General features: G+C 74.9%; 21 protein-coding genes. 10 read left to right on the plus strand and 11 right to left on the minus strand.

All coding sequences use genetic code 11. The features are described from left to right. Window positions 1-31: 31 nt before the first annotated feature. The 3 genes from ACI79Y_RS07995 to ACI79Y_RS08005 form a co-directional block, all read right to left on the minus strand. On the minus strand, window positions 32-1,645 hold the full coding sequence (locus ACI79Y_RS07995; RefSeq protein ID WP_457157958.1) for a sensor histidine kinase: 1,614 nt from the start codon (window positions 1,643-1,645) through the stop codon (window positions 32-34). A 4-nt stretch (window positions 1,646-1,649) separates the two neighbouring features. Next, complete coding sequence (locus ACI79Y_RS08000) at window positions 1,650-2,375, minus strand: response regulator transcription factor (protein WP_457157959.1); 726 nt, start codon at window positions 2,373-2,375, stop codon at window positions 1,650-1,652. A 187-nt stretch (window positions 2,376-2,562) separates the two neighbouring features. Further along, complete coding sequence (locus tag ACI79Y_RS08005) at window positions 2,563-3,366, minus strand: siderophore-interacting protein (protein ID WP_457157960.1); 804 nt, start codon at window positions 3,364-3,366, stop codon at window positions 2,563-2,565. A gap of 339 nt (window positions 3,367-3,705) precedes the next feature. On the opposite strand from ACI79Y_RS08005, the gene ACI79Y_RS08010 reads away from it, so the two are divergent. Together ACI79Y_RS08010 and ACI79Y_RS08015 are read left to right on the plus strand one after the other, a co-directional pair. Further along, window positions 3,706-3,915 carry a DUF2945 domain-containing protein gene (locus ACI79Y_RS08010; RefSeq protein ID WP_457157961.1) on the plus strand — a complete coding sequence of 70 codons (210 nt, stop codon included), beginning with the start codon at window positions 3,706-3,708 and terminating at the stop codon, window positions 3,913-3,915. 34 nt (window positions 3,916-3,949) lie between these two features. After that, a complete protein-coding gene (locus ACI79Y_RS08015; RefSeq protein ID WP_457078844.1) occupies window positions 3,950-4,378 on the plus strand; it encodes a DUF2795 domain-containing protein in 429 nt (142 codons plus the stop codon). A gap of 64 nt (window positions 4,379-4,442) precedes the next feature. Here the strand turns inward: ACI79Y_RS08015 and ACI79Y_RS08020 are convergent, their stop codons facing one another. Then, window positions 4,443-5,450 carry a hypothetical protein gene (locus ACI79Y_RS08020; protein ID WP_457157962.1) on the minus strand — a complete coding sequence of 336 codons (1,008 nt, stop codon included), beginning with the start codon at window positions 5,448-5,450 and terminating at the stop codon, window positions 4,443-4,445. A 228-nt stretch (window positions 5,451-5,678) separates the two neighbouring features. On the opposite strand from ACI79Y_RS08020, the gene ACI79Y_RS08025 reads away from it, so the two are divergent. After that, window positions 5,679-8,033: an LCP family glycopolymer transferase gene (locus tag ACI79Y_RS08025; protein ID WP_457157963.1), complete on the plus strand. Its 2,355-nt coding sequence runs from the start codon at window positions 5,679-5,681 to the stop codon at window positions 8,031-8,033. Window positions 8,034-8,267: 234 nt separating this feature from the next. On the opposite strand, the gene pstB is transcribed toward ACI79Y_RS08025, so the two are convergent. From pstB to ACI79Y_RS08055, 6 genes are all read right to left on the minus strand, one after another. Next, window positions 8,268-9,047, minus strand: a complete 780-nt coding sequence (gene pstB / locus ACI79Y_RS08030; RefSeq protein WP_457157964.1) for a phosphate ABC transporter ATP-binding protein PstB — start codon at window positions 9,045-9,047, stop codon at window positions 8,268-8,270. Window positions 9,048-9,070: 23 nt separating this feature from the next. Further along, entirely contained in the window at window positions 9,071-10,159 is a 1,089-nt protein-coding gene (gene pstA / locus ACI79Y_RS08035; protein ID WP_457157965.1) for a phosphate ABC transporter permease PstA, read from the minus strand. After that, window positions 10,159-11,109 carry a phosphate ABC transporter permease subunit PstC gene (pstC, locus tag ACI79Y_RS08040; RefSeq protein WP_457157966.1) on the minus strand — a complete coding sequence of 317 codons (951 nt, stop codon included), beginning with the start codon at window positions 11,107-11,109 and terminating at the stop codon, window positions 10,159-10,161. The genes pstA and pstC overlap by 1 nt, the downstream gene beginning before the upstream one ends. 124 nt (window positions 11,110-11,233) lie before the next feature. Then, window positions 11,234-12,340 (minus strand): phosphate ABC transporter substrate-binding protein PstS, encoded by a 1,107-nt coding sequence (pstS, locus tag ACI79Y_RS08045; protein WP_457157967.1) that lies wholly within the window; start codon window positions 12,338-12,340, stop codon window positions 11,234-11,236. Between the two features lie 263 nt (window positions 12,341-12,603). Next, window positions 12,604-13,557, minus strand: coding sequence for a mycothiol synthase (mshD, locus tag ACI79Y_RS08050; RefSeq protein WP_457157968.1), 954 nt, complete (start codon window positions 13,555-13,557; stop codon window positions 12,604-12,606). A gap of 5 nt (window positions 13,558-13,562) precedes the next feature. After that, window positions 13,563-14,303, minus strand: a complete 741-nt coding sequence (locus ACI79Y_RS08055) for a winged helix-turn-helix transcriptional regulator (protein WP_457157969.1) — start codon at window positions 14,301-14,303, stop codon at window positions 13,563-13,565. Window positions 14,304-14,378: 75 nt separating this feature from the next. On the opposite strand from ACI79Y_RS08055, the gene ACI79Y_RS08060 reads away from it, so the two are divergent. The 7 genes from ACI79Y_RS08060 to ACI79Y_RS08090 all read left to right on the plus strand — a co-directional run bounded on the left by ACI79Y_RS08060 (window position 14,379) and on the right by ACI79Y_RS08090 (window position 18,491). Beyond that, a complete protein-coding gene (locus ACI79Y_RS08060) occupies window positions 14,379-15,224 on the plus strand; it encodes an alpha/beta hydrolase (RefSeq protein WP_457157970.1) in 846 nt (281 codons plus the stop codon). Beyond that, window positions 15,221-16,054, plus strand: coding sequence for a hypothetical protein (locus tag ACI79Y_RS08065; RefSeq protein ID WP_457157971.1), 834 nt, complete (start codon window positions 15,221-15,223; stop codon window positions 16,052-16,054). Before ACI79Y_RS08060 ends, ACI79Y_RS08065 begins: the two co-directional genes overlap by 4 nt. A 6-nt stretch (window positions 16,055-16,060) precedes the next feature. Further along, window positions 16,061-16,753: an LmeA family phospholipid-binding protein gene (locus ACI79Y_RS08070; RefSeq protein WP_457157972.1), complete on the plus strand. Its 693-nt coding sequence runs from the start codon at window positions 16,061-16,063 to the stop codon at window positions 16,751-16,753. 45 nt (window positions 16,754-16,798) lie between these two features. Next, window positions 16,799-17,137, plus strand: coding sequence for a thioredoxin family protein (locus tag ACI79Y_RS08075; RefSeq protein WP_457157973.1), 339 nt, complete (start codon window positions 16,799-16,801; stop codon window positions 17,135-17,137). Beyond that, on the plus strand, window positions 17,118-17,231 hold the full coding sequence (locus ACI79Y_RS08080; protein ID WP_457157974.1) for a putative leader peptide: 114 nt from the start codon (window positions 17,118-17,120) through the stop codon (window positions 17,229-17,231). The genes ACI79Y_RS08075 and ACI79Y_RS08080 overlap by 20 nt, the downstream gene beginning before the upstream one ends. Before the next feature lie 131 nt (window positions 17,232-17,362). Beyond that, a complete protein-coding gene (locus ACI79Y_RS08085; RefSeq protein ID WP_457157975.1) occupies window positions 17,363-18,196 on the plus strand; it encodes a sulfurtransferase in 834 nt (277 codons plus the stop codon). Window position 18,197: 1 nt separating this feature from the next. Beyond that, the gene (locus ACI79Y_RS08090; protein WP_457157976.1) at window positions 18,198-18,491 is read left to right on the plus strand and encodes a DUF1416 domain-containing protein; all 294 of its coding nucleotides are present in this window, start codon (window positions 18,198-18,200) and stop codon (window positions 18,489-18,491) included. 58 nt (window positions 18,492-18,549) lie between these two features. Here ACI79Y_RS08090 and ACI79Y_RS08095 read toward each other — a convergent pair whose 3' ends face one another. Then, window positions 18,550-19,314: a DUF4184 family protein gene (locus ACI79Y_RS08095; RefSeq protein ID WP_457157977.1), complete on the minus strand. Its 765-nt coding sequence runs from the start codon at window positions 19,312-19,314 to the stop codon at window positions 18,550-18,552. Window position 19,315: the final 1 nt, after the last annotated feature.

Below are 19,315 nucleotides of genomic sequence, written 5' to 3' on the forward strand. Positions count from 1 at the left end.
CCGGCACCAGTGTCCGGCATGGCCCGGGCGGTCAGGCCCCCGGCTCCTCCGCGGGGCCGTCCGGCTCCCCGGGCGCCACCTCGGGTGGGCCCGAGCGGGGCAGCCGGACGGCGAAGGTGGCCCCCTCGCCCGGGGCGGTGGTCAGCTCCACCCGGCCGCCGTGCGCGGCCACCAGCGAGGCGACGATCGACAGCCCCAGCCCGGTTCCCCCGGCGGCCCGCGTCCGGGAGGCGTCGGCACGGTAGAACCGCTCGAACACCCGGTCGGCGTCGGCCCGCGCCAGGCCCGGGCCGTCGTCGGCGACGGCCAGCACGACGGAGTCCGGGTCCGCCGGGTCCGCGGCGACCTGCACGGTGACCCGGGCATCGACCGGGGTGTGGGTGAGCGCATTGGTCACCAGGTTGCCCACCACCTGCCGCAGCCGGGCCTCGTCACCGCGCACCACCGGCGCGTCGGTCAGCGAGTCGTCCAGGTGCAGGCTCACCGAGCGGTCCGGTTGGACGGCGCGGGCGTCGTGGACGGCGTCACCGGCCACCTGGGCCAGGTCGACCGGGCCCAGGGACAGCGGGCGCTGCTGGTCCAGCCGGGCCAGCTGCAGCAGGTCCTCGACCAGCGAGCCCATCCGGGTGGCCTCGGACTCGATGCGCTGCATCAGCCGTCCGGTGTCCTCCGGCCCGCGGACCGCGCCCTGCCGGTGCAGCTCGGCGAACCCGCGGATCGAGGTCAGCGGGGTGCGCAGCTCGTGGCTGGCGTCGGCGACGAACCGGCGCATCCGCGCCTCGGAGGCCCGGGCCTGCTCCTCGGAGCTCTGCTGGGCGCGGAAGGAGCTCTCGATCCGGCCGAGCATGCCGTTGAGCGCGGTCGACAGCCGGCCGACCTCGGTGCGGTGGTCGCCGGCCGGCACCCGGCGGGACAGGTCGCCGCCGGCGATGGCGCGGGCGGTGTCCTCCACCTCCTCCAGCGGGCGCAGGCTGTTGCGCACCAGCAGGTAGCCGGCGACGCCGAGGACCACCAGCACCGTCACCCCGACCACCAGCTCGATGGCGATCAGCCGCGCGAGCACGGCCTGGTCGGTGGACACGTCGACCCCGTAGACGATGCTGAAGGTGGGCGTCACCGGTTGGACGACGACCCGCCAGCGGGTGCCGCCGTCGCCGGACCGCACGGTGAACGGTTCCTGACCGGACGCCGCCACCTGGCTGGTGTCCACGCCGTCCAGGTCCGGTGTCGTGTCCGACGTCCGTCCGTCGGACAGCTCGGCAAAGGCCCCGTCGGGACCGACGCAGGCCAGGAACGTCCCGCGCCCGGCGAGCTGGGCGTCGGGGGTGGTGCAGGCGCGCTGCAGCGTGGGCAGGTCGTTGGCCAGCTGCGCGGCGTAGCTGACCACCTCCTGGTCCCGCTGCCCGACGAGGTACTCGCGCAGCAGGGAGGTGGCGGCGAACCCGGTGGCGGTCAGCGCGGCGGCGACCAGCGCCACCAGCAGGGCGACCATGGTGACCCGCAGCGGGACCCGCGGCGCCCGGTCCGGGGGCGCCTCCGCCGCGGCGGGTGCCGTGACGTCGTCCACGTCGTCGTCCGGGCCGGACGTGAGCGTGCCGGCGGAGCTGGTGCCCGCCGGCACGCCGTCGGTGCGGGTGCCCGTCATGCGGTCAGGTGCCGCGGGGCAGGCGCAGCGAGTAGCCCACGCCGCGCAGGGTGTGCAGCAGCCGCGGCTCGGTGGTGTCGATCTTCCGCCGCAGGTAGGAGATGTAGGACTCCACGACGTTGGCCTCGCCGTTGAAGTCGTAGTTCCACACGTGGTCGAGGATCTGCGCCTTCGACAGCACCCGGCCGGCGTTCGTCATCAGGTAGCGCAGCAGCTTGAACTCCGTGGGGGAGAGGCTGACCAGCTTCCCCGCCTTGATGACCTCGTGCGACTCCTCGTCCAGCTCGATGTCGGCGAAGACCAGCTTGGGCGACTCGGCGACCTGCTGGGCGCCCTGAGCCCGGCGGAGGACCGCCCGGATCCGGGCGAGCACCTCGTCGAGGCTGAACGGCTTGGTCACGTAGTCGTCCCCGCCCAGGGTGAGGCCGGTGACCTTGTCCTCCCCGGCGTCGCGGGCGGTGAGGAACAGCACGGGCGTGTGCGTGCCGTTCTGCCGCATCCGGCGGACCACGGCGAAGCCGTCGAGCCCGGGCATCATCACGTCGAGGACCAGCAGGTCGGGGCGGAACTCCTCGGCCAGGGCCAGCGCCTGCTGGCCGTCGGCGGCGGTGGCCACCTCGAACCCGGCGAAGCGCAGGCTGGCCGACAGCAGCTCGCGGATGTTCGGCTCGTCGTCGACCACGAGCAGCCGGGCCTCCGGCGCCGCGGTGGTCGTGCTGCTGGTGGGCACTGTCCCTCCCGATGGAGCCGGTCCGGCGGTCGTCATGCCGCCAGCTTCGTGGCCGTGGCTGCGTCCCGCCTGGACGGTACCTGTGAGGACGCTGCGAAGCCCGCGCTCACGCGGGGGTGCTGTCTGGCCGGCTTCCGCGCCCGGGTCCGCTCCTCGCTCGTGCCTCGCTGCGATGCTGCCCGGGCTGTCAGCCGGCCGGCGACATGGCCCGGCCGCGGCGCCAGTAGCCGATCGCGTGGTGCTGTCCGCGGCGCAGGCCCCAGCGGCTCCGCAGGTCGGCCCGGACCACCCGGACGGCCGCGGACTCGGCCGCTACCCAGGCGAAGACGTCGTCCCCCTCGGGGCGGGGGAGGTCCGCGACGGCATCGGCCAGCAGCGTGCTCAGCCCCGGCTCCGTGCCGCCCCGGTGCAGCCAGCGGACCTCGATCCCGGCGGGGGCGGGGAGCTGCTGCTCCTCCTCCGGCCCGGCGACCTCGAGGAGGGCGATCCCGCGGGTGTCCGGGGCGGCGTCGGCCAGCACCCGGCTGATCGCGGGGATCGCCGTCTCGTCGCCGGCCAGCAGCAGCCACCCGGCCGGCGCGGACCCCAGTGGTGCGGCGCTGGCCACGCCGAGGAGGGCGCCGGGCGTCGCCGCGGCCGCCCAGGAGGCGGCCGGCCCGTCGCCGTGCAGCACGAAGTCGACGTCGAGCTCACCGGCGGCCGGGTCCTGCCGGCGTGCGGTGTAGCTGCGCAGGCTCACCCCGTGGCTGCCCTGGGGCCAGACGATCCGGCCGTCCCGGGCGACCTGCGGCCAGTGCGGACCGGCATCGCCCACGCGGGGGACCAGCAGGGACAGCGTGGGTCCGGCTGCCGCGACCACCGGTGCGGAGGCGCTCAGGGTGACCCGGCGGACGGCGGGCGTCACGTCGCGCACGGCGGTGACGGTGAGGACGTCGACCGGGCGGGCGTCCGGGGCGCTGCTGGCGGGGTGCGGGTCGGCGGGGGCGCTCACGGTCGCCCAGCCTAGGCGGGCCGACCCGACCGGCCCCGGGGGAAAGGGGCCAGCCGGGCCGGCGTTCGCGGACGGTTGTGTCACGGAACGTGACCACTGCGTGGCGCTGGTCAGCGAAGACGTTCTGAACACCCCGTCGGATGAGCACGCTACGTGACGATCTTCGCCGGGGCACCCCCTGGTCGGGTGACCCCCCTCGATGGGGTGAGTCAGGCAGCGGCTCCGCGCTGCGCCCGGGAGCCCGGTGTGCCGTCGATGTGTGCGGTCCCGCCGGCCCGGGCAGGCACCCCCGCACGACGGGTGCCGAGCCGGAGGCCCCACCGCGCAGAGGAGGCCGGGATGCCCGAGGAGTTCAGCGAGGGCGACCACGTGACGTGGAAGAGCCACGGCGGTGAGGCGGAGGGCACGGTCCAGCGGGAGATCACCTCGGACACGAAGGTCGCCGGCCGGACCGTGCGGGCCAGCGAGGACGATCCGCAGTACGAGGTCACGAGCGAGAAGAGCGGTGGGACCGCCGTCCACAAGCCCAGCGCACTCGAGAAGGACTGACCGTGGCGGCCCGAGGGCCGCAGGAGGAGGAGACGTGAGCGAGACCGGAGGCTTCGACGCCGCTTCGAGCCGGAGCACCAAGCACAACCCGCGCCTGGACCAGGAGCTCGAGCACGAGGTGCAGGGGATGATGAAGGCCGAGCGGGCGACCCGTTCGGAGGAGTGGCGCGAGGTGGAGCCCGTCGGGGAGGACCAGCCCGACATCGACGCCGACCCGGCCGGCACGCTGACCGGAGGCGTCCCGCAGGGGATGACCGCGAACGCGGTGGTCGCCCGGGCCGAGCTCGCGCGCTGGCTGGACCGCGCCGACTTCCCGGCGACGGGCGGGGACCTGGTGGAGGCCGCCCGCGACCACCGGGCGCCGGACGTCGTCGCCGACGAGCTGGCGAAGCTCCCGGGCGACCAGGTCTACGACCGGATCGGTGACGTGGTCCGAGCGCTGGGGTACCCGACCGAGACCTGAGTCGCCGCGTGGCCGGACCGGGCCGGCACCGCCCCAGCGGGGGACGGTGCCGGCCCGGTCCGTCTCAGTCGCCCGCGGACCCGGTGGTCTCCTCCTCGGCGATCTCCTCGGCCCCGCGACGGCGGAAGATCTTCGACCCCGGGAAGCCCTTCACCACCTGGCGCATGTCCTGCACGGTGTCCAGCAGCTGGTGCACGTCGGGGGCGACGTCGCCGAGGGTGACGAGCACCGGGAGCACGTCCTCGTCCAGGTGGGTCACCAACGCCGGCAAGCGGTCGATCAGGCGGACCAGGGCCTGCACCTCCTCGGGGTGCATCTCCTCGGCCAGCCTGGTCGCCACCGGCGCCATGTCCTCCAGCGCCGGGCGGTAGGCGTCCAGCAGCGGCGAGAAGGCCGACAGCAGGGCCTCGGCCCGCCGCAGCAGGCCATCGGCGTCCGCCGTGGTGCCGCCCACCGCCGTCACCAGCTCGCCGGCCAGCTCGGTGGTGCGCCCGGCGGCTGCGACCGCGGCGTCGGCGGCGGTCTGGGTGCCCCGGACGGCGGTGATCGCCTCGTCCGCCGCCTGCTGGGTGCCCCGGACGGCGGTGATGGCCTCGTCGGCCGCCTGCTGGGTGCCCCGGACGGCGGTGATGGCCTCGTCGGCGCCCTGCTGGGTGCCCCGCACGGCGGCGATCGCGGCATCGGCGGCGAGCTGGGTCTCGCGGACCGCCGCGATGGCGGCGTCGGCGTTCTGCCGGGTGTCGTCCACCGCGGCGATGGCGGCGTCCGCGACCTGGCGCGTGCCGTCCATGCCGGCGATCGCCGCGTCCGCGGTACGGCGGGTCGCCTCCATGCCGGCGATCGCGGCGTCGGCGTGCGACCGGGTGGCATCGATGTTCGCCATCGCCGTCTCGGCGCGCTGGACCGCCTGCTCGGCCCGGTCGAGCAGGCCGCCGACGCGGGTGAGCAGCTGCTCGGCCTGTCCGACCGCGCTGACCACCCGCGGGAGCAGGGCGAGCCCCTGGCCGATGCCCTCGCGCAGTCCGTCGACGGCGCCCAGCAGGTCAGATGGCCCGGGGATGGGCAGCTTCACGGCGTCCTCACCGGTGGAACGGTACTGAGCGAACCGGTACCTCGCCGGTCGAACGGTGGCCGCGACGGGCCGAATCGGCCGCAGCGCGCCCGCGCGTTCGGCCCCGATCGCGCCGGTCACCCGTATCGTGGAACGGTGCGTGCTCGACCGGTCACCGGTCGGCGCGGAATCGAGCGGGCGGGGCCGGACGCGGCGCCGCAGGACCACGACGATGGAGTGCCCGGACCGGTGGCGGACGACCCCAGGCGACGCGGCCTCGACGGTGACCGGTCACCGTCCCGGCCCGCAGCCCCGGGCGCGGCCGGCCCAGCGGCACCGCTGACGGTCGACGAGCTGCTGGCCCGGACGGGTGCGGGCGCCGGTGTGCGCCGCCGTCGGGCGGAGCGACGGGAGGCGGCCGAGGCCACCGGCTCGACCCCCGCGGTCGGCGGCCCCGGGGACGACGACGCTCGGCCCCCGCGCTGGGAGGGCCGGTCGAACGGCGCCTCCCGCCCGGCCCCCGCCTCGCCGCCGGTCCTGCCCACCGGCTGGCAGCCGGCGCTGCCGGTCGAGCCGGCGGCCACCGGCGAGCCCCGGCCGGCCACCTGGTTCCAGCCGGCCGCTCCCGGCCCGCACCCGGCGCCGCCGTCGCGGCCGACACCGCACGTGCGCCGTCCCGGAGCCCCCGAGACGGGTGCCCAGCCGGCTCCACCCCCGACGGCGGGTGTCGTCCCGGTCGCTCCACCGCGGTCATCGCCGGGCCCGGCGACCCCGCGTCCCTCCGGCATCGGCCCGGCCGGGCCCCGTCCCGCCGGTGCCCGTCCGGCCGATGCCCGGCCGGCCATCGCCCCGGACGCCGCCCCGCGGGTTCCGGCACCGCCCGAGCGGCCGCACACCGCACCGCCCCAGTCGCCGCCGCGGGGCGCGACGCCGCCGCGGCCCGCCGACCAGCCCGAGCTGGTGGTGCCGGTCCGGCCGGCGGCGCCGCCGGTGCCCCGGCCGGCGTCCTCCCCGCTGCCCGAGGTGCCCGCCCGGCCGCCGCTGCCCGCCCAGCCCTCGGTCCCGGTGCCCGGCGTGCGGCGCAGCCTGCCCGTGCCGCCCATCCCCGGTCGGGACACCCCCGCCACCCCGCCACCGGCCGAGCAGCCCGCCCGCGTCCAGCGCCGGGCGCCGGCGGGGCCGGGGCGCCGCCGCCTCGAGCGCGCCGGCGTCGCGGTGGCCGCACTGCTCGCCACCGTGCTGGCCTTCTACGTGGGGCTCTACTTCTACGCCGACGTCAGCCTGCAGCGGGTCGACGCGCTCGCCACCGACGGACCCGAGGTGCTCGCCCCGCAGCTGCAGGAGACGTCGCGGACCTACCTCGTCGTCGGCACCGACCTGCCCGGCCGCACCGGCCCGGCCGCGGTGAGCACCCTGGTCGCGCACGTCAGCGGCGACGGCGGCTCGGCGGTGCTGGTCTCCGTCCCGCCCACCGCCCTCACCGACACCCCCACCTGCCGAGGCGCCGACGGGGAGGTGCGGGAGGCGGTCACCGAGTCCTTCGCCACCGCGCTGCTCGACGGCGGACCGGCCTGCCTGGTCCGGGCGGTGCAGCAGGTGTCCGGACTGCGGATCGACCACTACCTGCAACTGGACGCGGCCCGGCTGCCGGAGCTGGTCGACGCGCTCGACGAGGTCAGCATGTGCCTCCCCGTGCCGACGGGCGACGCCGCGCTCGCGCTGCCTGCCGGTGTGCACGAGCTGACCGGTGAGCAGGCCGCCGGCTACCTGCGCCCGGGCGGAGACGGCCACGACGTCAGGGGGGACGCAGTGGCGCAGCGCCAGGAGAGGCTGCTCGCCGCCACGATGGGCACCGCCGTGGCCGGCAGCACGCTGGCCGACCCGATGACCCTGACCCGTTTCCTCAGCCGCGCCGCCGACGCGCTCACCGTCGACGGCGACACCACGCTCGGCGACGTGCGCACCTTCGGGACCACCTTCGCCGACCTCGACGCCGATGCGGTCGAGCGGGCTGCCCTGCCGGTGAGCCGGATCGGGTACGTCCCCGCCGGCGGTGACCAGGCGGCCGTCGTGGTCGACGCGACCGCCACCCGGCAGCTCTTCGACGCGGTCATCGACTCCGGGCAGCTGCCGACGGCCGAGGAGGAGGTCCCGGCCGCGGAGGGGTCGGCGGAGGCCGGCAGTGCCCCGGCGGACTCGCTGCCGGCGCCTGCCGAGACCGACCCGGTGCCGGAGGGGACCACCGTCAGCGTCGAACCGGCCGGGGTCACCGTCGACGTGCTGGACGGCACCGGCGGGCAGCGGACGGCGGAGGTCGCCGACGGGCTGGCGGCGCAGGGCTTCCGGGTCGCCGCCCGCGGGGTGGAGCCCGCAGCGGTCGACCGGACCGTCGTCCGGTACGGCCCGGCGTCCCTGGAGCCGGCCCGCACCGTGGCCGCCGCCGTCCCCGGTGCCGTGCTCGTGGAGAGCGACCAGGTCGGGGGTGCCGTGCAGCTGGTGGTCGGCCCGGACTACACCGGTCTCGCGCCGGTCGCCCTCGGCACCCCGGTGCCGACCGCCGCAGCCCCGGCGCCGGCGCCCGAGGGCACCGCCGACTGCGGCTGACCCGGCCGCCCCCCGGCTCTCCACGGCGGGCACACGCTGCGAGGGCGAACCGCGTCACCGGTGTGCACCTGTCGTCGGTTCCCCGGACCGGAACCGACGACAGGTGCACACCGGCGTGCGCAGGGAGCCGCGAGACGACGCCGCCCCGGACACGACGGCGCCCCCGGTGCGGCGCCGGTGAGGGCGCCGCGCCGGGGGCGTCGGCGAGCGGATCAGGCGGAGATCAGACTGCGATCACCCGAAGCGGCCGGAGATGTAGTCCTCGGTCGCCTTCTGGTCGGGGTTGCTGAAGATCTTCTCGGTCGGGTTGTACTCGATGAGACGCCCCGGCTGACCGACGCCGTTGAGGTTGAAGAACCCGGTGGTCTCGCTGACCCGGGCGGCCTGCTGCATGTTGTGCGTGACGATGACGATGGTGAAGCGCTCCTTCAGCTCCATCATCAGGTCCTCGACGGCGAGGGTGGAGATCGGGTCGAGCGCCGAGCACGGCTCGTCCATGAGCAGCACCTCGGGCTCGATGGCGATGGCCCGGGCGATGCACAGCCGCTGCTGCTGGCCACCGGAGAGTCCCGACCCGGGGCGGTTAAGCCGGTCGGAGACCTCGGCCCAGAGGTTGGCGCCCTTGAGCGAGCGCTCGACCAGGTCGTCCATGTCGCTCTTGCTGGTCTTCTTGGCGTTCAGCCGCAGGCCCGCCGCGACGTTGTCGTAGATCGACATCGTCGGGAACGGGTTCGGCCGCTGGAAGACCATGCCGATCTGGCGGCGGACGTCGACCGGGTCGACGTCGGAGCCGTAGAGGTCCTGCCCCTCGATGACGACCTTGCCGTCGACGCGGGCGCCGGGGATCACCTCGTGCATCCGGTTGAGGGCCCGCAGGAAGGTGGACTTGCCACAACCCGAGGGACCGATCAGCGCCGTGATGCTGCGCGGCTCGATGGAGAGGTTGACCCCTTCCACGGCCTTGAAGTTGCCGTAGTAGATGTCGAGGTCGGAGACGTCGATGCGCTTGGCCACGTGGTGATCCTCCGGGTTCCGGGTCAGCGACTGGTCTTGGGGGCGAAGAGGCGGCTGATCAGGCGGGCGGCCACGTTGAGGCCCATGACCAGGATGATGAGCACCAGGGCGGCTGTCCAGGCCCGGTCGATCCCTTCCTGTGGTGGCACGCCCGGTTGGGTGAGCTGGTAGTAGGCGTAGACCGGGAGGGTCGCCATCCGCCCGTCGAACGGGTCGAAGTTGGTGGCGTTGGTGATGCCGACGGTGATCAGCAGCGGCGCGGTCTCGCCGATGACCCGGGCGATGGCCAGGGTGACGCCGGTGGCCAGGCCGGCGATGGCGGTCGGGATGACCACCTTGAGGATCGTGCGCCACTTGGGGACGCCGAGGGCGTAGGCGGCCTCACGGAGTTCGTTCGGGACGAGCTTCAGCACCTCCTCCGCGGAACGCACGACCACCGGGATCATCAGCACCGACAGCGCCACCGCGCCCATGATCCCCAGCCGGATGCCCGGGCCGAAGATGAGCACGAACAGCGCGTAGGCGAAGAGGCCGGCGACGATGGAGGGGATGCCGGTCATCACGTCGATGAAGAAGGTGATCGACCGCTTGAGCCGGCCGGAGCCGTACTCGACCAGGTAGATCGCGGTCATCAGACCGATCGGCACCGAGATCAGCGTGGTGAGCGCGGTGATGATCAGCGTGCCCATGATCGCGTGGTATGCGCCACCGCCCGGGCCGATGACGCCCTGCAGGGACGCGGTGAAGAACTCGGCGTCGAAGCGCTCCGCCCCGCGGCGCACCACCTCGTAGATCAGTGAGACCAGCGGCACCATGGCGATCCCGAAGGCGCTGACCACGAGGCAGGTGATCAGCCGGTCGGTCGCCTTGCGCGAGCCCTCGGTCACCCGGGAGAGCAGGTAGGTGCCCAGCGTGCCCAGCACCACCGTGTAGATGACGAACAGCACGATGTTCCAGCCGGTCAGCAGCCCGATCGCCAGCGCGAGGACGGCAGCTGCGCCGAACACCGCCCAGGGCACCCACGGCGCCTGCTTCTCGTGGCCGCCCAGGGCGCCCTGGGACGGCGCCGAGGTGGCCGGTCCGGCGCTGGACTGCTGGGTGGAGGTGCTCATCAGTTCGCTCCGGAGAAGTCGGCCCGGCGGCTGACGACCCACCGGGCGAGCATGTTGACCAGGAGGGTGATCACGAACAGCGCCAGGCCACTGGCGATCAGGGTGTTGACGGCGAGTCCGGTCGACTCCGGGAACTCCAGCGCGATGTTGGCCGCGATCGTCTGCGGATTGGCGCTGGTGATGAGCGCCCAGGTGATCCCGGCGGCCGAGCCGGAGAGGATGATCGCCACGGCCATGGTCTCACCGAGGGCGCGGCCCAGGCCGAGCATCGAACCGCCGATGATGCCGGACTTGCCGTAGGGGATGACCGCCATCTTGATCATCTCCCAGCGGGTGGCGCCCAGGGCGAGGGCGGCCTCGGTGTGCAGCGTCGGCACCTGGCTGAACACCTCGCGGGAGATGGCGCTGACGATCGGCAGGATCATCACCGCGAGCACCAGGCCGATGGTCAGCATGGTGCGCCCGCTCGAGGAGACCGGCCCGGTGAAGAACGGGATGAACCCGAGGTTCTCCTCGAGCCAGCGGTAGAAGGGCACCAGTCGGGGAGCGAACCAGGCGATGCCCCAGAAGCCGTAGACGATGCTCGGGATGGCGGCCAGCAGGTCGACCACGTAGCCCAGCCCGGCGGCCAGCTTGCGCGGCGCGTAGAAGGTGATGAACAGCGCGATCGCCACCGCCAGCGGCGTGGCGACCAGCAAGGCGATCACCGCGGAGAGCAGGGTGCCGAAGATCAGCGGCCCGATGTAGGAGGCCAGGCCACCGTCACCGGGGATCTCGTCCGCCGACGCCGTCAGCGCCGGGACCGACTCGCTGATCAGGAAGACGGCCACCCCGGCCAGGATGACCAGGATGAGGATGCCGGCGCCCTTGGCGCTGCCGGCGAACACGCGGTCGCCCGGCCGGCGCTTGGGCTGCTGCCGGGTGGGGGGTGCGCTGGTGGTGGAGGTCACCGATCGCTCCGAGGGGCTCGTGGTGCTGGGTGCTGGGGTGGGTGCAGTGGATCACGCACCACGGCGGCCCGGGGTGTCTGGCTGGACACTCCGGGCCGCCGCGGCGCGCTGGTGACCGACTCGGTCAGCTGGCGGTCGTGATCGCGTCGATCGCGCCCTGTGCCTGCTCGCGCAGGTTGTCGGAGATCGGCGCGCTGCCCGCGGCCTCGGCCGCGGCCTGCTGGCCCTCCTCGCTGATGACGTAGCCCATGAAGCTCTTGACCAGGTCGGCGGTCTCCTGCTCCTCGTACTCGATGCAGCCGACGTGGTAGCTGATCAGCACGATCGGGTAGTTGCCCGACTCGGTGGTGTCGCGGGCGAGCTCGATGGCGAAGTCGTACTCGCCGCGGCCCTCCAGCGTCTCGGAGTTCTCCACCACGGCGGCGGCGGCCTCGGCGGTGGGCTCGACGAACTCCTCGCCGACCCCGATGCTGGCCACGCCCAGGTCGCCGGCCTGGCTCAGGTCGGCGTAACCGATGCTGCCGTTGCCGGCGCCGACGGCGCTGACCACGCCGGAGGTGCCCTGGGCGGCCTCGCCGCCGGAGACCGGCCAGTCACCGCTGGGCTCGTGCGGCCACGCCTCGGCCGCAGCGGCGGCCAGGTACTCGGTGAAGTTCTCCGTGGTGCCGGACTCGTCGGACCGGTTGACCGGGGTGATGGCCAGGTCGGGGAGCTCGGCGTCGGGGTTGTCCGCCGCGATGGCCGGGTCGTTCCAGTTGGTGATCTGCTGGTTGAAGATGCCGGCGACCACCTCGGGGGAGAGGTTGAGCTCGTCGACGCCCTCGAGGTTGTAGACGACCGCGATCGGCGAGATGTAGTTCGGCAGCTCGAAGATGCCGGCGTCGCTGCAGCGCTCCTCGGCCTGGGCGAGCTCCTCCTCGTCGAGCGCGGCGTCCGAGCCGGCGAAGTCGGTGCCGCCGGCCAGGAACTGCTCCCGACCGCCGCCGGACCCGATCGGGTCGTAGTTGACCGTGACCTCCGGCTGAACGCTGTTGTATCCAGCGGTCCAGCCCTGCATGGCGGCCTGCTGGCTGCTCGCCCCGGCCCCGACGAGGGTGCCGCTGAGCTGCTCGCTGGCGGTGCCGCCGTCGGTGTCACCGCCCTCGTTCGAGGCGCCACAGGCGGCGAGGGCGAGGGTGGCGGCGAGCGCTGCGGACAGCGCCGTGGCGCGCGTCGTCGTGCTGAGCTTCAACTCAGTGCCTTTCGACTGGGGGGTGCCCGGACGTCGTAGCCGGGCAGTGCGGTTCGAACGTGACAGCACGCTAAGCAGGCCAGGTGGACGGATCCGGGTGGCTCGGTGAACGAGCGGTGAACGCACACCGAGAGTTGGACCACGACATGACGGACGCTGTACGTCGAACGGGTGAACGAGCCCGTGGCGAGGTGGCCGTTATCTCGTCGTTACGGTAATGCGTGGCCTGGCTCACTCTCGAGCGCGTCGTGGCCGGGCGGGGCTCAGGAGTGGTCGGGCGCGCGCCGCCAGGCGACGTCGACGGCGTGCCGGACGAACCCGCTGCGCTCGTAGAGGCGCACCGCCGCGGTGTTGTCCTCCTCGACGTACAGCAGCACCGTGTCCAGCCCCAGGCGCCGCAGGTGGGCGAGCCCCAGGTCGGTCAGCGCGCGGCCGAGCCGCATGCTCTGCGCGTCGGGGTCGATGCCCAGCACGTAGACCTCGCCCACCGGGTCGGGCCCGGCCTCCCCGGCGGGGTGCACCTTGGTCCAGTGCGAGCCGAGCAGCCGGCCGCCGTCGTCGGGGTCGCCCTCCCAGGCCAGGAAGAAGCCGGCCGGGTCGAACCACGGCTCGGCCTCGCGCAGCGCGACGTCCTCGGCGGTCCAGCGGCCCTGCTCCGGGTGGGTGGCGAACGCGCGGGCGTTCACGCGCAGCCAGGCGGCCTCGTCGGTGCCCGGGCGGAAGGCGCGCACCGTGACACCCGGCGGCAGCGCCGGCTGCGGGTCGGGGTCGACGTCGGTGAGCGGGCGGCGCATCTGCAGCAGCACCCGGGCCCGCTCGTAGCCGCGGGTCCGGGCGAGTTCGGCCGAGCCCGGCCGCTCGCCGTGCGCCCAGACGCGCAACGGCCGGTCGTCGGCCAGCGTCTCGAGGTGGGCCAGCAGTGCGGTGCCGATGCCGCGCCGCCGGGCGGCCGGCGCGACCACCAGCTCCGCCTCCGCCTCCGGCTCGCCGGGGGCGACCTCGAGCCGGGCGTAGCCCACGAGGGAGCCGTCGGCCGCCCGGGCCACGACGTCCCGGCCGCCGGCCGGACCGCCGTGCTGCAGTCGCAGCTCGGCCTCCTCCGACACCGGCCGGACGCCGTCGGCGGTGAGCGCCGCCCCCAGCAGCGCCCGCACCTCGGCGACGGCCTCCGGAGGGAGGCGGTCGGCGTCGGTGACGTCGGTGGCCGTGCCGCGCACGCCGCTCAGGAGACCGGCGCGCCGGTGTCGGTGGCGGCCACGTGGGCCGCGGCGGTGGCGTCGGCGACCTGCTGGTCGAGCTTGTAGCCCACGTTGCGCACGGTGCCGATCAGCGCCTCGTGCTCGGTGCCGAGCTTGGCGCGCAGGCGGCGGACGTGGACGTCGACGGTGCGGGTGCCGCCGAAGTAGTCGTAGCCCCAGATCTCCTGCAGCAGCTGCGCGCGGGAGAAGACCCGGCCCGGGTGCTGGGCGAGGTACTTGAGGAGCTCGAACTCCTTGTAGGTCAGGTCGAGTGGGCGGCCGCGGAGCTTGGCGGAGTAGCTGTGCTCGTCGATGACCAGCTCGCCGGCCTTGGTCACCCCGCCGTCGCCGCCGCCGTCGACCGGCGTGGCGGCGGCCAGGCGCCGGGCGGTGGCCCACTTCAGCCGGGCGTCGACCTCGGCCGGGCCGGCGGTGTCGAGCACCACGTCGTCGACGCCCCAGTCGGCCGACAGTGCGACCAGGCCGCCCTCCGAGAGGACGGCGACCAGCGAGGCCGCGACCCCGGTGGAGGCCAGCAGCGAGCAGAGCGTGCGGGCGGAGACCAGGTCGTGCCGGGCGTCGACGAGGACCACGTCGCCGGCGTCGCCGTCGAGCAGGCTGGACAGCTCGGGGGCGACGACGCGGACCTGGTGGGCGAGCAGCCCGAGGGCCGGCAGCACCTCGGTCGTCGCCTGCCGGGCCGAGGTCATGAGCACGAGTCGCATGGGGGTCTCCTCACCGTGCTGCCATCTGGCGGGCCGTCGACGCCGATGTCGAGGTGAGCAGGCAGGATAGCGGACGTGCGGCGACGGTCCACCCTCCCGAGCGACGGCGCGCTGCTGCGGGTCCGCACCGACGACGGCGTGCAGCTCGCCGGGTTCTCCGCACCCGCCCTGCCGGGGGCGCCCGCCGGGCGGCCGACGTTCGTGCTGGCGCACGGGTTCGGCGGCTCCGTCGACGCCGCGCCGTTCCGCCGGCTGGTGGGCTGGCTGCGGGCCTTCGGCGACGTGCGCGCCGTCGACTTCCGCGGGCACGGCCGCTCCGGCGGCACCACCACCGTCGGCGGGGACCCCGAGGTGTGCGACGTCGACGCCGCGGTCCGCGCCGCCCGGGAGGTGGCCGCGGGCCCGGTCGTCACCGTCGGCTTCTCCATGGGCGGGGGAGTGGTGCTCCGGCAGGCGGCGCTGGGCGCGCACCGCCCGGACGCCGTGGTCGGCGTCAGCGCGGTCAGCCGCTGGTACGTCCGGGACACCCCGCCCATGCGGCGCGTGCACTGGCTGCTGGAGACGGCGCCGGGCCGGTGGCTGGCCGGGCGCGCGCTCGGGCTGCGGCTCGGGGTGCCGTGGGCCGTGCTGCCGCTCGCGCCGGTCCGCGTGGCCGCGGCCATCGCCCCGCTCCCCCTGCTCCTGGTGCACGGCGACCGGGACGAGTACTTCCCGCTCGAGCACTTCCGGACCCTGGCCGAGGCGGCCGGCCCGACGGCCACGGTCTGGGTGGAGCCGGGCATGGGCCACGCGGAGAACGGCGTGACCGCGCCGCTGGCCGAGCGGATCGGCCGCTGGGCGGTGGCGGCCGTCGGTGCCGCCGACACGTCGCGCCGGGGTGCCCCGACGGCGACGGCGGTCTCTGGGACGATCAGCGGGTGACCTCCGCCGCGCCCGACACCCTGCCGTCGTCGCAGCTGTCGTCGCGCCGCCACCACCTCCCGGCGGCCCTCGGCGTGGTCGTGGCGGCCACGCTGCTGGCCGGGCTGCCGGAGCTGCTGGGCACGCCCGGTCGGGTGGCGGCTGTCGCCGTGCTGCAGGCGGCCCTGGTCGCCGGCTGGGTGGTGGCCACCGGCATCCGCGGGGCGGTCGGGTCGGTGCTGCTGGGGGTGCTCGTCGCCGCCGGCGCCGACGTCGCGCTGCTGCTGCCCGAGCGCCCCGAGCTGGACGGGCTGCTGGTCGTCCTCGGGCTGGGCTTCCTGGCCGCCGTCGTCCACCAGATGACCCGCCCCGCGCCGCGGCTGTACCTGGTGGCCTCGCTGGCCGGGGTGCTGCTCCTGCTGTGCTCGGTGTGCGCCCTCGCGGTGCAGCTGGGCGTCGCGCGGATCGACGACGGCCCGACGGCGGCGACCACCGGGGCGATCGTGGTGGGCGCGGCCCTCGTGGTCGGCCACCTGGTCGACCTGCTGCTGCCCCGCCCGCTGCTGGCTCCCGGGGTGCCCCGCGGCCTGGTCGGCCTGGTGCTGGCCGTGCTGGCGGGCGTCGCCGTCGCCCTGCTGGCCGGCGGCGGGGGGCCGCTGGTGGAGCAGCTCTGGGCCGCGATGTACGGGGTGACGCTGGCCGGGGTGGCCACGCTGACCGCGGTGGGCGCCTCCTACGTCGTGGTCGAGCGCGGGGAGCCGAGCTGGGCGCTCCCGGTCGTGCAGGCGCTGCTCCCCTTCGCCGCCGCGGCGCCTTTCGCGTACGCGCTCACCCTCTACGCGACGGGCTGAGCGGCGATGCGGACGCTCCTGGTGCTGCTCCTCCTGTTGGCCGGACTGCTCGTCCTCGCCGACCGGGTGGGGGTGGCCGTGGCCGAGGACCAGGTGGCCGGCCAGCTCGTCGAGCGGGGTGGGCTCTCGGGTGAGCCGGAGGTGGACATCGCCGGGTTCCCGTTCCTGACCCAGGCGGTCGCCGGCCGCTACGAGGAGGTGCGCATCCAGGCCGCCGCCGAGGAGCTGGGGCAGCCGGCCGGCACCTCGGCCGACGTGGTGCTGCGCGGCGTCGAGGTGCCGCTGTCCGACGTCGTCTCCGGATCGGTGCAGGAGATCCCGGTGGAGCGGGTCGACGGAACGGCGACGCTGTCCTATGCGCTGCTGAGCCAGCAGCTGGGCGGGGACACCACGCTGCGCCCGGCCGGGGGCGACAGGCTGGAGATCACCCGCACCCTGGACGTGCTCGGGGTCGAGTTCCCGGTCACCGCGACCGGCACGGTCTCCCTCGACGGTCAGGACCTGGTGGTCGACGTCGCGGAGGCGTCGGCCGTCGGCATCGACGTCCCCGGCGCCGTCGTCGACCGGGCCACCGACCTGCTCGACTTCCGCTACACCGTGCCCGAGCTGCCCTTCGGCCTGGAGCTCACCGGCGTGGACCCGCAGGACGACGGCGTCCGCGTGCGGGTCGAGGCGACCGACACCGTGCTGCGGGGCTGACCAGCGCGGCGGAATGCGCCCGTGGTGGGCCGGCGTTCCCCCGAGGTGACCGGTCCCGCGCAGTCGCTCGCCGTCCTGGCGGCGCTCGACGCCCGCCCGTCGGAGGCCGACCTCACCGTCGTGCAGTTCTCCACCGCCTTCTGCGGGCCGTGCCGCGCCACGCGTGCCCGACTGCGGCAGCTGGAGAGCACCCGGCCGGGGTTGCGGCACCTGCACGTCGACGCCGAGAGCCACCTGGAGGCGGTGCGCGCTCTGGAGGTGCGGGTGACCCCGACGCTCATCGCACTGGACCGGTCCGGGGCGGTGGTCGCACGGCTCTCCGGGGCGCCGCGCCCGCAGGAGCTGACCGCCCTGGTCGACGCCCATGTCCCACGCGTCCGGTGATCCGCTACCCTCGGCAGCCGTGGGCACCCTGCTGACCTCGCGACGCACAGTCGACCTGTGCCGCGTCGGCAGCTGCCTCTGTCCGGCCTGCTGAGGCCCCCTCCCCGCCGGCCTCCGCCGTCCCCTCCCGTCCGAGCCCGTGTGCCGGCGGTCGAGTGGGTACCGGCCCCGCGAACGCACCGCAGATCGCGCACCATCCACCCATCCGATGGAGGAACCGCACCCATGAGCCGTAGCGACGTGCTCGTCACCGCCGACTGGGCCCAGGAGCACCTGGGCGACCCCGGCATCGTCTTCGTCGAGGTCGACGAGGACACCAGCGCCTACGACAGGGGCCACCTCGAGGGCGCTGTCAAGCTGGACTGGAAGACCGACCTGCAGGACGCCGAGTCCCGCGACTTCGTCGACCGCGAGGGCTTCAGCGCCCTGATGTCGGCCAAGGGCATCAGCAACGACGACACCGTGGTGCTGTACGGCGGCAACAACAACTGGTTCGCCGCCTACGCCTACTGGTACTTCAAGGTCTACGGGCACCGTGACGTCAAGCTGATCGACGGTGGCCGCAAGAAGTGGGAGCTGGACAGCCGACCGCTGTCCACCGACGCCGTCGAGCGCCCGGCCACCCAGTACCAGGCCGCCGAGCCCGACACCTCGATCCGCGCGTTCCGCGACGAGGTCGTGGCCGCGATCGGCGCGCAGAACCTGGTCGACGTCCGCTCGCCCGACGAGTTCTCCGGCAAGCTCACCGCCCCGGCGCACCTGCCGCAGGAGGGTGCCCAGCGTCCCGGCCACGTCCCCAGCGCGATCAACGTGCCGTGGAGCAAGGCCGCCAACGAGGACGGCACCTTCAAGAGCGACGACGAGCTGCGCAAGCTCTACGAGGACGCCGGCCTGGACAGCGGCAAGGACACCATCGCCTACTGCCGCATCGGCGAGCGCTCGAGCCACACCTGGTTCGTGCTGCGGGAGCTGCTGGGCCAGGAGAACGTCAAGAACTACGACGGTTCCTGGACCGAGTACGGCTCGCTGGTCGGCGTCCCGATCGCGAAGGGCGCCTGAGATGTGCGGCGCCCCGAAGCAGGGCGGTGCCCTGGCCGGGATCGACCTGACCACCCAGACGGTGATCCAGGGCTCGGTCTGGCACGACGGCTCCCCGGTGGCCGGCGCCTACGTGCGCCTGCTCGACGCGACGGGCGAGTTCACCGCCGAGGTGGTGACCAGCCCGGAGGGTGAGTTCCGGTTCTTCGCGGCGCCGGGCACCTGGACCCTGCGCACGCTGGCCCCGGTGGGCCGCGCCGAGCGCTCGGTCGACGCCGAGGTGGGCCTCAACGAGACCACCCTCGCGATCGCGTAAGGACCTCCTTCCTCCCCGCCCTTCGCAAGCTCAGGGCGGGTCCCAGGAAGCAGGCCGGTCAGCGCCCGTTCCGGCTCCGGCCGGGACGGGCGCTGTCGTGTGCCCACCGGCGCGCCCACCACCCCAGCGCCAGCACGAGCGCGGCCGCGGCGGCCACACCTCCGCCGCGGAAGGCGGCGTCGACCGCCGCCGAGCGCAGGTCGGCCGCTCCGGGGACGGCCGTCAGCCCAGCAGCGACGCCGGCCGTCGCCACCGCCAGCCAGGGCGCCCACCAGCCCCGACGGTCCGGCGCGGGGGCGGGAGCCGTCCGCCGCCACCACACCACCAGCCAGGCCAGCAGGACGACCAGGCCGGCGAGCCCGCTGCCTTCCTGCGCCCACCGGTGCCCGGGGAGGCCGGCCCACGTGTCGCGCAGCACGGCGAGGTGCTCGGCGCCCCACCGGCCGGGGTGGGTGAACTCGTCCCACAGGACGTGCGTCGCGGCGCCGACCAGCAGGGCGGCCACCACCAGCGCCGCCTGCCCGGGCGTGCGCAGCCGCCGCCACAGGCCGGGCGAGACGTCGGCCAGCCGGCCGCGGAGCCCGGCCGGGGCCGCCGTCAGGGCCGGTGCCGCCAGCACCCCGTGCCACAGCGCCCAGAGCAGCGCGCCGAGCGCCAGGTCCACGCTGACCACGGCGAGCGCGGTGTGCGTGGCGAACCCGGGGTGCACCGGCGCGTAGTACGGCAGGTCGGGGGCGATGCTGCCGGCCACCAGCGCCGAGGCGGGCAGCGGGGTGCGCAGGAAGGGCAGGACGGCGGCGGGGTGGCTGCCGGTGAACGGCACC

It is taken from the genome of Modestobacter sp. SYSU DS0875 (assembly GCF_054050915.1).